Source organism: Gordonia iterans (assembly GCF_002993285.1).
Taxonomy (GTDB): Bacteria; Actinomycetota; Actinomycetes; order Mycobacteriales; family Mycobacteriaceae; genus Gordonia; species Gordonia iterans.
The window spans coordinates 1,000,470-1,012,788 of sequence record NZ_CP027433.1 but is presented as its reverse complement, the minus strand read 5'-3'; the positions used below and the strand labels follow the sequence as shown (position 1 = coordinate 1,012,788).

The window sequence follows — 12,319 nt, the reverse complement described above, 5'->3', positions numbered from 1 at the left end:
GGAGGACAATGGCCGGGTGACTGACGGACCCCTCATCGTCCAATCGGACAAGACCGTGCTGCTGGAGATCGACCATCCCCAGGCCGGTGCCGCCCGCGCGGCCATCGCCCCCTTCGCCGAGCTCGAGCGCGCCCCCGAGCACGTGCACACCTACCGGGTGACGCCGCTGGCGCTGTGGAACGCCCGAGCCGCCGGGCACGACGCCGAGCAGGTGGTCGACGCGCTGGTCACCTACTCCCGCTACCCCGTCCCGCAGCCGCTGTTGGTCGACGTCGTGGACACCATGGGCCGGTTCGGCCGCCTGCAGCTGGTGAAGAACCCGGCCCACGGCTTGAGCCTGGTCTCGCTCGACCGCGCCGTGCTCGAAGAGGTGCTGCGCAACAAGAAGGTCGCGCCGATGCTCGGCGCCCGGCTCGACGACGACACCGTCGTCGTGCATCCGTCCGAACGCGGTCGCCTGAAGCAGGCCCTGCTCAAGATCGGCTGGCCGGCCGAAGACCTGGCCGGGTACGTCGACGGCGAGGCGCACGCGATCGCGCTGGAGCAGGACGACTGGGAACTGCGCGACTATCAGCAGTTGGCCGCGGACTCGTTCTGGGCGGGCGGCTCCGGCGTCGTGGTGTTGCCCTGCGGCGCGGGAAAGACGATGGTCGGCGCGGCCGCGATGGCCAAGGCGCAGGCCACCACGCTGATCCTGGTGACCAACACGGTCGCCGGCCGGCAGTGGAAGCGCGAACTGATCGCCCGGACCTCGCTGACCGAGGACGAGATCGGCGAGTACTCCGGGGAACGCAAGGAGATCCGTCCGGTCACCATCGCGACGTATCAGGTGATGACCCGCAAGTCGAAGGGCGAGTACCGGAACCTCGACCTGTTCGACTCCCGCGACTGGGGCCTGATCATCTACGACGAGGTGCATCTGCTGCCCGCGCCGGTGTTCCGGATGACCGCGGACCTGCAGTCGCGGCGGCGGCTCGGGCTGACCGCGACCTTGGTCCGCGAGGACGGCCGCGAGGGCGACGTGTTCAGCCTGATCGGCCCCAAGCGGTACGACGCCCCGTGGAAGGACATCGAGGCGCAAGGCTGGATCGCCCCGGCCGACTGCATCGAGGTCCGCGTGACGATGTCCGACGACGAGCGGCTGCAGTACGCCGTCGCCGAGGCCGACGCCAAGTACAAGCTCTGCTCCACCGCGCATTCCAAACTGCGGGTGGTGCGCTCGATCCTGGAGCAGCATCGCGGGCAGCAGACCCTGGTGATCGGCGCGTACATCGATCAGCTGGAAGAGCTCGGCGCGGCGCTGGACGCCCCGGTGATCCAGGGCTCGACCCGCAATGCCGAGCGGGAGAAGCTGTTCGACGCGTTCCGCCGCGGTGAGATCTCCACCCTGGTGGTCTCCAAGGTCGCCAACTTCTCCATCGACCTGCCCGAAGCCAGTGTGGCGGTACAGGTCTCGGGCACTTTCGGTTCCCGCCAGGAGGAGGCTCAGCGGCTGGGGAGGCTGCTGCGACCGAAGGCCGACGGCGGGCAGGCGCACTTCTACTCGGTCGTCTCCCGGGACAGTCTGGACGCCGACTATGCCGCGCACCGGCAGCGGTTCCTGGCCGAGCAGGGCTACGCCTACCGGATCGTCGACGCCGGCGATCTTCCGATGGTGGACTGAGCCCTCGATGGTTGAGATCTCGCCCCCGCTGGATCAACGTCGACACCTGGTTCGCCGGCTGCAGCCGTTCGCGGAGACGGTCTTCGCCGAGATGTCCGCGCTCGCAGTCGCGACCGATGCGGTGAACCTCGGCCAGGGGTTCCCGGACACCGACGGGCCCGCCGCGATGCTGGCCGCGGCCCGGCAGGCGATCGCCGACGGCCGCAACCAGTACCCGCCCGGGATCGGGATTCCGGAACTGCGCCAGGCGATCAGCGAGCAGCACGCCCGCGATTACGGCCTGCACTACGATCCGGACACCGAAGTCCTGGTGACGGTCGGTGCCACCGAAGCGATCGCCGGGGCGATCCTCGGGTTGGTGGAGCCGGGGCGCGAGGTGGTCATGATCGAGCCGTACTACGACTCGTACGCCGCGACCGTCGCCCTGGCCGGGGCGGTCCGGCGGACGGTGCCGCTGGTGCACGACGGCGACGGCTTCCGCCTCGACCTCGATGCGCTGCGGAAGGCGTTCGGACCGGACACCGCAGCAGTGCTGGTGAACACGCCGCACAATCCGACCGGAACGGTGCTCACCGACGCCGAGCTGGCCGAGATCGCGCGCCTGGCCGTCGAACACGACGTCCCGGTGATCGCCGACGAGGTGTACGAGCACCTGACTTTCCGCGGACTGCGGCACCGCCCGATCGCGACCTTCGACGGCATGCGCGAGCGGACGCTCCGGATCTCCAGCGCCGCGAAGACGTTCAACGTGACCGGCTGGAAGGTCGGCTGGGTGTGCGGGCCGCCCGGCCTCGTGGCCGCGGCCCGCGGCGCCAAGCAGTACTTGAGCTATGTCGGCAGCGGCCCGTTCCAGCCCGCGGTCGCGCTGGCCCTGCGCACCGAGACCGAGTGGGTCGCGGCCATGGCCGGTGATCTCGAAGGCAAGCAGCAGCGGCTCTCGGCGGCCCTGCGCGATGCCGGATTCGGGGTGCGCCGCACCGACGGCACGTACTTCGTCCTGGCCGATCCGCGACCGCTCGGATACGACGACGGTGCTGCCCTCTGCCGGGAACTGCCCGGTCGCATCGGCGTAGCCGCCGTCCCGGTGAGCGCCTTCACTGATTCACCGCGGGAGTGGAACCACCTGGTGCGCTTCGCCTTCAGCAAGCGCGACGAGGTGATCGACGAGGCCGCCCGCCGGCTCGCGACACTCTGACGGCTCACCCGACACGCCGCACATCGTCGTACGCACGTTCGAACCGTGCGTAGACTGGCGTCATGACGTACGCCGGAATCCAGGAGTCGCTGTTCGACGCCGCCGTCGGTGAGGCCGGCGAGCCGGTGGTGCAACCGCTGGGTTCCGGGATCCGCCGACGGCGACTCGAGCACGGCGCCTGGGTGGATCTGCGGCCCGGCTGGCTGACCGGGGCCACCCCGCTCTTCGAGCGGCTGACCGCAACCGTGCCCTGGCGCGCCGAGCGCCGCCGGATGTACGACGTCACGCTCCCGGTGCCGCGACTGACCGCCCACTACCCCGACGGCCACCGCCTGCCCGACCCGCTCCTGACGCGGTTGCGCGACGAGCTGAGCGCTCACTACGCACGAGAGCTGCCCGAGGGCTTCGTCAGCGCCGGCCTCTGCCTGTACCGGGACGGCCGTGACAGCGTCGCCTGGCACGGCGACCGGATCGGCCGCGGCGCCCGTCAGGACACGATGGTGGCCATCGTCTCGCTCGGCGCGCCTCGGCAGCTGTCGCTGCGGCCACGCGGTGGCGGGGAATCGTTGCGCTTCACCATGTCCGGGGGCGACCTGCTGGTGATGGGCGGCAGCTGCCAGCGCACCTGGGACCACGCGGTGCCGAAGGTCCCCGCGTCCGGACCCCGGCTGTCGATCCAGTTCCGCCCGCCGGGCGTCCTCTGACCCCGGCGCCCGCTCAGAGTGCGGAGAAGGTGACCCCGGTCAGGAGTTCGGCCTCGGCCCAGAGCTTGGCGCGTACCTCGCGATCGCTCGCCGCTCGCCGATATCCGGCGACGGCGGGCGCACCGCGCATGCCGCCCAGACTCTTGGGCCCGTAGTACTCCCCGTTCACCGCGTGCGGGGAGGTCGCCGCGAAGAGGGCGGGCAGCGCCCCGTCCTCGGCGGACTGCGCGATCGGCGTCAGGTTGCCCAGCTTCATCACCCAGTCCAGCGGCGACTCGGTGTGCAGCTGCAACTCGGTCGCGGCGTAACCGGGATGCGCGGCGAGCGACTCCTTGGGCGAATCCGCCTCGGCGAGCCGCTCGGCCAGCTCCAGCGCGAACATCAGATCGGCGAGCTTGGAGTCGCTGTAGGCCGTCCAGCGGTTGTACTTGCGGCGGTGCCAGTTGAGATCGTCGACATCGAGCCGTGCGTTCTTGTGCATGAGCGACGACAACGTGACCACGCGGTCGTCGATCCGGTCCAGGAGCAGTCCGGTCAGCGCGAAGTGGCCGAGGAAATTGGTGCCGATCTGCATCTCGAATCCGTCGGCGGTGCGCCGCAGCGGCACCGCCATCACACCGGCGTTGTTGATCAGCACGTCGGCGCCGGAGAAGCCCTCGGCAAACGCGCGTACCGAGGCCAGGTCGGCCAGATCCAGGGAGGCCACGGTGGCTCGGGGACCGATCTCGTCGGCGACCGCGCGGGCCTTGTCGAGGTTGCGGCACGCCAGCACCACGTCGGCGCCCGCGCGACCCAGGATCAAGGCCATCTGCTCGCCGAGGCCGCTGTTGGCGCCGGTGATGACGATCCGCCGCCCCCGCTGATCCGGAATGTCCGAAATCGACCAGCCGCTCATCGACGCTCCTGTTCTCGCCGTGCCCGCCGGGCCGGCAGCTTCACCAGTTCGGCAAGAACGCTACCCAATGTCGGGGGCTCGGTCCGCGCGGCCAGCGTGGAGGGGACGAAGACCTCCGTCGTCGCGGTGCGCCCGCGCAGCTGGACGCTGCCGGTCGAGCTCCACAACTGCGCTTCCTCCGGGTCTGCGGCCGCCACCGCATCTCCGCTGGCGCACACCGGCGAACCGCAGTCCTTGGCCCAGTCCGACAACCGGGCCGACTCGTTCACCGGATCGCCGATCACCGTGTACTCGTAACGGCTCGCCGCACCGATGTTGCCGGCGAACACGCGGCCGTAGCCCACGCCCATGCCCCACTCCAGCGGCACCTTCTCGCTCAGTGCCTCGCCGAGCTCGCGCGCCGCGCACAGCGCGGCGCCCGCTGGATCGGCCAGCGTCGCGGGCGCCCCGAAGACGATCAGGGCGGCGTCGCCCTCGAACTTGTTGATCAGGCCGTCGTGCCGTTCGACGACCTCGGCGACCACGGAGAAGAAGACGTTGAGCACCACCGCCGTCTCCCGCGGATCTCGCTGCGCGGCGAAGGTGGTGGAGCCGGTGAGGTCCACGAAGATCACGCCGACGTCGGCATTGGTGCCGACCATCTCGCCGCCCTGCGAGATGGCCAGTTCGGCGACCCGGTCGCCGACGTGTTTGGAGAACAGCGCACGGATGCGCTCCCGCTCGGCGAGGCCGTCGAGCATATTGTTCAGGCCGCTCTGCAGCACACCGAGTTCGGAGACGTCGTACACGGCGACCCGGCGACCGAAATCACCCTCGCTCGCGGACTCGACCACCTCGCGCATCTCGGTCAGCGGATCGGCGATGGCCCGGCCGACCAGCATTACCACGGTGAGCCCCGAGGTCAGCGAGATGAGGGCGAGGAAGACCGCCGACCAGTCCAGTTCGGCGTTACCCGGCGGCAGCCAGTCCATCCAGCGGCCGAAGTTGATGGTGATCAACCCGGCCATCGGGACGGCGGACGAGACCAGCCAGACCACCACCATCCGTTCGCGCACACCGTGCACCACGCTCGGCTCGGAGGCGCCGCTGAGAGCCAGCACCGTCAATGGACGTGCGGCCGCCTCGGCGAACAGATACGTGAGACAGCAGGAGGTGACGGCGGCGAACGCGAACGCGCCGCCCACGGTCGCCAGGAACAGCGGGCTCACCTCGGCGATGAGGGCGTAGACGCCGAAACTGACGGCCCACCCGGCGAGGTCGGCGCCGACCTGCTGCATGGGCACTCGCGCCACCGCACGGCGCCGGGCCCGGTCGGTGGTTCCGTCGTCGACGAACCACCGGACCTGCGGCCGCAACAGCAGCAGCGAGAACAGCAGAGCCACCGCCGTGCCGATCACCAGGGCGACCAGCATCTCCCAGAAACTCGGGTGACTCGCCTCGGTCCGCAGCGTCAGCTGGCCGCCGTTGAACGCCAGCAACACCAGAACGAAGGTCTCCAGGCCGATCAGGAACTTGGAGCCGAACCCGAGCGCGATACCGACGCCGGCCGCCCGCCGGATGATGCGGCGCTTGAGCTTGGGCGAGATCGCCTGCCACTCGGCGGCGAGGAGTTCGCCGTCACCGGCGTCGGCGTGCCGGGCCTCGTCCAGAACGCTGATGATCCAGCGACGCACCCGCCAGCGATCGTCGACGCAGTCGGCGAGCCGATGCAGGCTCTCGCGGGGGCGCTGCAGCTCCACGCGTCACCTCCGTGCTCGGGTCGTCGTGCTCGGACAATGTTCGAGCGTATCCCAAGCACTGCGCGGCGACTTCCGGAGAACCGGACCAATCAGGCGCCGGACTGCACGGCCTCGATCTCCAGGGTGATGGTGATCTTGTCGCCGACCACGGTGCCGCCGGTCTCCAGGGGCATCTCGATGTCGATGCCGAAGTCCTTCCGGTTGAGCACGGTGGAGGCCTCGAATCCCGCGACCGGACCCTGGCCCATGCCGGGGTTCACGCCGTTGAACTCGAGCTTGAGGTCGACCGGACGCGTCACGCCCTTCAGCGTGAAGTCGCCGTGCACCACGTAGTCGTCGCCGTCGGCGTCCACCGACGTGGAGACGAAGGTGGCCTGCGGGAACTTCTCGGCGTCGAAGAAGTCGGCCGACCGGATGTGCGCGTCGCGCTGATCGTTGCGGGTGTCGATCGAGTCGACGGCGATCTCCGCGCTGACCGACGGGGTGCCGTCCTCGGCGACGACGATCGCGCCGGAGAAGTCGGTGAACTCGCCGCGGACCTTCGAGACCATCAGGTGGCGGACCGAGAAGCCGACCGAGGAGTGGACAGGGTCGATGGTCCAGGTGCCGGCGGCGAGCAGGGGCAGTGCGTTCAGGGTGGTCATGGGAACTCCTTCGTCAGGTCTTCTGGTGCGGATCGTCCGACCCACACCTGAGATAACCGGACCACAGTCCGCTTGATTCCCCGACCGCGCAGCGAGTGACACACATCACAGGCGTGACGGGACGCGTCAGGGAGTCAGCGCGTCCGAAGCCGGGTCGACGAGGATCTTGGCGTGCGTCTCCGGATCGCCCAGCGCCTCGAAGGCGGCCGCGACGCCGTCGAGGCCCACGGTGCCGGTCAGCAGCGGGCGCGCGTCGATCTTCCGGTCGGCCAGCAGGTGCAACGTCTCCCGGAACTCGTCGGGGTCGTAGCCGAACACGAACCGGAGGTCGATCTCCTTGTTCGAAACCAGGGCCGGGCGGATCGTATCCGGTTCCATGCAGACTCCGGCCACCACGATCCGGGAGCGGTACGGCATGGTGGTCGCGAGCCGGTCGATCATGCCGGGCACGCCCACGCACTCGAAGACCACCGGCCCCTTCGGGACCTGCCCGAGCCGCTCCCCGACACCCATCAGCTTCCACCACGGCAGGCCCGGAATCGACTGCAGCTGTCGCATCGAGTCCAGGGCGAAGCCGAGCAGCGCCGGACCGGTGTGGAAGTGGTTGCCGCGCGCGGGAATCGCCTCGACCAGATCGTCGTGGGCCGGATCGACGACGATCTGGGCTCCGCAGGTCTTCGCCAGGGCCCGGCGCGCCGGCGAGTAGTCGCTCGCCACCACCGTCCGGACTCCGCGTGCCTTGAGCATCAGGATCACCGCGAGCCCGATCGGCCCGCAGCCGACCACCACTGCGACCTCGCCGCGGCCGATGTCGCTGCGCTCCACCGCGTGCAGACCGACCGCGAGCGGTTCGGTCAGCGCCGCCAGATCGGTCGGCAGTTGCTCCGGGACGGGCATCGTGACCGACTCGTCGGCCAGGACGAACTCGGCGAAGGCGCCCGGCGCGAGGGCGGACAGCCCGGTCAGCTGGACCTCGCCGTCGGTCCGCCGGATCGGCAGCGACACCACCCGAGTGCCCGGCTTCCAGCGCTTGCGGCAGTCGGGACCGTACGAGACCACTTCGCCGACGAACTCGTGACCGAGCACCACGTCCTGGTCGGTGCGCATGAAGTCGTCATACCCGGCCTCACTGATCAGATCCGCGGTCTCGTCGCAGTGCACGCGGGCGTGCAGGTCGGAGCCGCAGATCCCGGCCCGCAACACGCGCAGCAACACTTGGCGCGGACCGGGTTCGGGACGGGCGATCTCGCGGACCCCGAACTCGCCCTCCCGGCAGACCGCGGCGCGCATCGCGTTCTCACTCATCGCCGGACGGGGTTTCGGGCTCGTCGATCTGTTCGGCATCCGCCGCTTCTCCTTCGTCTCGGTCCGCCCCGGCGCCCGTACCGTGCAGCCAGGCGTGGGTGACGTCGTCGTCTCCGGCCCGGTCGGCGCCCAGCGCGTTGTTCTCGTAGGCGACTTTCACCGCCGTGTCGGCCGAATCGTACGTGATCACCAACGCCGACGCCTGCCGGGTCTCATCGCTCAGCAGCGGCTCGAGCTCCGGTTCCGGTTCCGGCGTGGATTCCGGTTCCGGCGCGGATTCCGGTTCCGGCGCGGATTCCGGCGGGGGCTCGGCGCCGGCGTCAACCGGCGGGCCGGAGACCAGACCGGCCTGCTGGACCGGCGTCCCGGCGGGCCCCTCCGGAGCGGCCGACCGCGTGGACTTCTTCGGCTTCTTCGGCTTCGTCGGCTTCTTCGCCGCCGGACGGTTGGCCGGTTGCGGCGCCCGCTCCTCCTGCGTGGCAGCCGCGGTGTGCGCTGCGCCGGACCTGCGTCGCCGGCGAGCACGAACGATGAGCACCGCCACGAAGAGCAGCAGCACGGCGACACACACCACCGCGACGATCCACGCCCACTGCCGGCGCCACCACGGCTCGTCCGAATCCGATCCGGACGTGTCCTCGGCGACCAGCGTCGGCGTCGTCGTCTCCGCGGCGGCAGCGGCCATCGCCGGCAGCCGGTCCGCGAGTTCGGCCGGCACCGTTTCCAGGCCCGCGGTCGAGGACCAGGTGATCATCGTCCCCTCGGGGCCGGCGAACCGCGACTCGTCGGCACGTCCGGTGTTGACGGTGTCGCTGACCGGGAACCCGAACGGACCGTCCTGTGCGCCGGAGGCCAGCCACGCCCGCAGGACCCCGCCGGTCAGCAGCGACGCCCGCGTGTCCGGGCTCCAGTAGATCGCGGCGCCGCCGGGATCACCGAACCGGCTGACGCGTCCGGCGCCTGCCGGTTGTTCGTCGCTCGTCGGGAAGCCGACGGCCGCCGGTCCGCCCACCGCACGATAGCGTGCGGCGATCGCGCCCAGCACCGCGTGGGCGCCGGTCTCCGGCGAGTAGTAGACGGTGCCGCCGGTGAAGGTGCGGGCCGCGCCACCGGGGCGGACCGCGCGCACCTGTCCGCGCGGAGCTCCCAACGCCTCGGCGTGCTCGGGCTGAGCCGCGTACGCGTCGATCGCCGCAGCACCGTCGGTCAGCACGTCGGCACGGGCCGGCGCGACGCCGACCGCAACGACCAGGAACCCGAGAATCATGCCGAGGACGAGGATCCCCCGGCCGAGCCTCGCGGTCATCAGGACTTGCGGTCCTGTGACTCGCCGGCGTCGTCGTCGTCGACGGCGTACCGCGCGTCGATGAGCCCTTCGACGTTCAGGGCAGGCGAGGTCGCCCCCGCCACGCCGTCCTTCGGATGGGCGCCGGTGCGCGCATCGAGCCAGTCCGAGTCCGCGGCCGCACCGGAATCGACGAACTGCGCCTCAGCGAGGTCGCCGCCGCGCGCTTCGTGGGTGACCGTGCGCTGGGTCTCGGTGTCCTCGATGACTCGCTCGACCGGCTTCTCGACCACCTTGCGGACGAAGACCGGCTTCTCCACCACCACTTCAACGATCTTCTCGACCGGCTTCTCGACGATCTTCTCCACCTCAACGTAGACGGGGCGCTCGACGACCTTCTCGACGTCGACGAAGACCGGCTTCTCCACCACGCGTTCGACGACCTGCTTGATGTCCTTCTCGACGAGCTTCTCGATCAGGACCGGGTTCTGCACGACCTTCTCGAACTCTCGCTGGACCGGCTTCTCGACCAGCTTCTCGGTGATCTCCGGGCGCTCGACGATCTTCTCCACGACGTGCTGCACCGGCTTGTCGACGACCTTCTCGACCACCTCGGGCTTCTCGACGATCCGCTCGACGATGCGCTCGACCGGCTTCTCCACGATCTTCTCGACCACGTTGGGCTTCTCCACCACGCGCTCGACCACCCGGTCGACGGGCTTCTCGACCACCTTCTCGACGATGTTCGGCTCCTCGACCACCCGCTCGACCACCCGGTCGACCGGCTTCTCGACCACCTTCTCGACGATGTTCGGCTCCTCGACCACCCGCTCGACCACCCGGTCGACCGGCTCTTCGATCACCTTCTCGACGATGTTGATCTTCTCGACGATCTTCTCGACTTCCCGGTCGACGGGCTGGTCGATCACCTTCTCGACGATGTTCGGAACCTCGACGACGCGCTCGACTTCGCGGTCGACGGCCTTCTCAATCACCTTCTCGACCACGTTGGGGGTCTCGACGACGCGCTCGACGACGTGGTCGACCGGCTTCTCGACCACCTCTTCGACGATGTTCGGAACCTCGACGTTCTTGGTGACAGACCGATCGACCGGCTTCTCGACGATCTCCTCGACCACGTTGGGGGTCTCGACGATCCGCTCGACCACCCGGTCGACCGGCTTCTCGACCACCTTCTCGACGATGTTCGGGATCTCGACGACACGCTCGACCTCGCGGTCGACCGGCTCCTCGATCACCTTCTCGATCACGTTGGGCTTCTCGACGATCCGCTCGACGACGTGGTCGACGACCTTCTCGACCGGCTGCTCCACGATCTGCTCGACGATCAGCTCACGCGGCACCTCGACATGCTTGACCACGGGCTTCTCGACTTCGAGCTCGACGATCTTCTCGACCTCTTTCTCGACCATCTTGTAGACGATCTTCTCGACCGGAACCTCGACGATCTTCTCGACGATCTTCTCGACCGGCTTCTCGACCCGCACCTCGACGATCTTCTCGACCGGGACCTCGACGATCTTCTCGACGATCTTCTCGACCGGGACCTCGACCTCCCGCTCGACGACGGTCACCACCGGCTTCTCGACGAGCCGCTCGACGGTCACTTCCTTCTCGACGATCCGGTCGCGGATGTCCACGATGAGCTTCTCCACGAGGCGGTCGACCTCGACGGGCGCTTCGACGATCTCGTCGACGACGGTGACGACCAGCTTCTCCACCAGCCGCGGCACGTCGACCTCCTTGTCGACCACCTCGTCGACAAGGGTCACCACCAGGTTCTCCACCAGCCGCGGCACGTCGACGGGCCGTTCGGTGACCTCGTCGACGATCGACACGATGGGCTTCTCGACCAGCCGCTGAATGTTGATCGGCTTGTCGACCACGTCGTCGACGATCGACACCACGGGCTTCTCGACCAGCCGCGGGACCTCGATGTCCTTCTCCACCACCTCGTCGACCACGGTGACGATCGGCTTCTCGACCATACGGGAGACGGGCTTGGGCTTCTCGACGACGTCGTCGAGCACGGTGACGATCGGCTTCTCCACGACGCGAGACACCTCGACCGGTGTGTCGACCACGTCGTCGACGATCGTCACGACCGGCCGCTCCACCAGGCGGTGCACGTCCACCTGAGTCTCGACGTCGTCGTCGACGATCGTGACGATCGGCTTCTCGACGAGGCGGGACACGTCGACGGGCACGTCCTGGACGTCGTCGTGGACGCTGACGACGGGCCGTTCGACGAGGCGGCTGACCTCGACCGGGCGGTCTTCGACAGAGTCCACCACGGTGACGACCGGTCGTTCGACGAGGCGGCTGACGGTGGTCGGCTTGTCGACGACCATGTCCACGGTCTCCACGACGAGCCGCTCGACGACCCGCTCGAGGGTCACCGGCTTGTCCACGACCTTCTCGACGGGGTTCTCGACGAGCCGCTCGACGAGGAACTCACGATCCACGACGTTGTCGACGACCTTCGGACTCGGATTCGGTTCCTTGGGGTCGTTCTTAGCCACAGTGCCTCCTAAACCGGCCGCCGCACACCCGTCGGCGACTCCCGCGGGGCGTGTACCCGACCCCGGTCAGTGTGTCCAGTGTGATGCGAGTTGCTCCAGATATCAACACGGTAGACCTGTCCATGCCGCCGGGACCGGCAGAAAGCGAAAAGGATCCCCGGGCGGAACCTCACCTGCTCTCGGCAGTGAGAGGATCCGCCCGGGAATCCGTCGCACAACGGCGACCCTGACGGGACTCGAACCCGCGACCTCCGCCGTGACAGGGCGGCGCGCTAACCAACTGCGCCACAGGGCCTTGTTCAGTTATCTCGCGTCACACACGAGAAGACCCCCTGTCCAGGGGGTC

9 protein-coding genes and 1 tRNA gene are annotated in these 12,319 nt (G+C 69.0%); 3 read left to right on the top strand and 7 right to left on the bottom strand.

Annotation, left to right across the window (positions count from 1 at the left end; all coding sequences use genetic code 11):
- Window positions 1-16 precede the first annotated feature (16 nt).
- The 3 genes from C6V83_RS04690 (at window position 17) to C6V83_RS04680 (ending at window position 3,562) form a co-directional block, all read left to right on the top strand.
- Window positions 17-1,663, top strand: a complete 1,647-nt coding sequence (locus C6V83_RS04690; RefSeq protein ID WP_105941414.1) for a DNA repair helicase XPB — start codon at window positions 17-19, stop codon at window positions 1,661-1,663.
- 7 nt (window positions 1,664-1,670) lie between these two features.
- Window positions 1,671-2,858, top strand: a complete 1,188-nt coding sequence (locus C6V83_RS04685; RefSeq protein ID WP_105941413.1) for a pyridoxal phosphate-dependent aminotransferase — start codon at window positions 1,671-1,673, stop codon at window positions 2,856-2,858.
- A gap of 62 nt (window positions 2,859-2,920) precedes the next feature.
- A complete protein-coding gene (locus C6V83_RS04680) occupies window positions 2,921-3,562 on the top strand; it encodes an alpha-ketoglutarate-dependent dioxygenase AlkB (RefSeq protein ID WP_105941412.1) in 642 nt (213 codons plus the stop codon).
- A gap of 13 nt (window positions 3,563-3,575) precedes the next feature.
- On the opposite strand, the gene C6V83_RS04675 is transcribed toward C6V83_RS04680, so the two are convergent.
- The 7 genes from C6V83_RS04675 to C6V83_RS04645 all read right to left on the bottom strand — a co-directional run bounded on the left by C6V83_RS04675 (window position 3,576) and on the right by C6V83_RS04645 (window position 12,268).
- Window positions 3,576-4,457, bottom strand: a complete 882-nt coding sequence (locus C6V83_RS04675; RefSeq protein WP_105941411.1) for an oxidoreductase — start codon at window positions 4,455-4,457, stop codon at window positions 3,576-3,578.
- Window positions 4,454-6,196 (bottom strand): adenylate/guanylate cyclase domain-containing protein, encoded by a 1,743-nt coding sequence (locus tag C6V83_RS04670; RefSeq protein ID WP_105941410.1) that lies wholly within the window; start codon window positions 6,194-6,196, stop codon window positions 4,454-4,456. Before C6V83_RS04670 ends, C6V83_RS04675 begins: the two co-directional genes overlap by 4 nt.
- Window positions 6,197-6,285: 89 nt before the next feature.
- A complete protein-coding gene (locus C6V83_RS04665) occupies window positions 6,286-6,840 on the bottom strand; it encodes a YceI family protein (protein ID WP_105941409.1) in 555 nt (184 codons plus the stop codon).
- A gap of 126 nt (window positions 6,841-6,966) precedes the next feature.
- A complete protein-coding gene (locus C6V83_RS04660) occupies window positions 6,967-8,130 on the bottom strand; it encodes a zinc-binding dehydrogenase (protein WP_105943719.1) in 1,164 nt (387 codons plus the stop codon).
- A gap of 7 nt (window positions 8,131-8,137) precedes the next feature.
- On the bottom strand, window positions 8,138-9,451 hold the full coding sequence (locus tag C6V83_RS04655) for an LGFP repeat-containing protein (protein ID WP_105941408.1): 1,314 nt from the start codon (window positions 9,449-9,451) through the stop codon (window positions 8,138-8,140).
- A complete protein-coding gene (locus tag C6V83_RS18270; RefSeq protein WP_159067443.1) occupies window positions 9,451-11,973 on the bottom strand; it encodes a hypothetical protein in 2,523 nt (840 codons plus the stop codon). The genes C6V83_RS04655 and C6V83_RS18270 overlap by 1 nt, the downstream gene beginning before the upstream one ends.
- 221 nt (window positions 11,974-12,194) lie before the next feature.
- A tRNA-Asp gene (locus tag C6V83_RS04645) sits at window positions 12,195-12,268 on the bottom strand.
- Window positions 12,269-12,319 lie beyond the last annotated feature (51 nt).

Coding starts and splice junctions, on each gene's coding strand:
- C6V83_RS04685 (WP_105941413.1), top strand. CDS start 1,671: ATGGTTGAGATCTCGCCCCCGCTGGATCAACGTCGACACCTGGTTCGC.
- C6V83_RS04680 (WP_105941412.1), top strand. CDS start 2,921: ATGACGTACGCCGGAATCCAGGAGTCGCTGTTCGACGCCGCCGTCGGT.
- C6V83_RS04675 (WP_105941411.1), bottom strand. CDS start 4,457: ATGAGCGGCTGGTCGATTTCGGACATTCCGGATCAGCGGGGGCGGCGG.
- C6V83_RS04665 (WP_105941409.1), bottom strand. CDS start 6,840: ATGACCACCCTGAACGCACTGCCCCTGCTCGCCGCCGGCACCTGGACC.
- C6V83_RS04660 (WP_105943719.1), bottom strand. CDS start 8,130: ATGCGCGCCGCGGTCTGCCGGGAGGGCGAGTTCGGGGTCCGCGAGATC.
- C6V83_RS04655 (WP_105941408.1), bottom strand. CDS start 9,451: ATGACCGCGAGGCTCGGCCGGGGGATCCTCGTCCTCGGCATGATTCTC.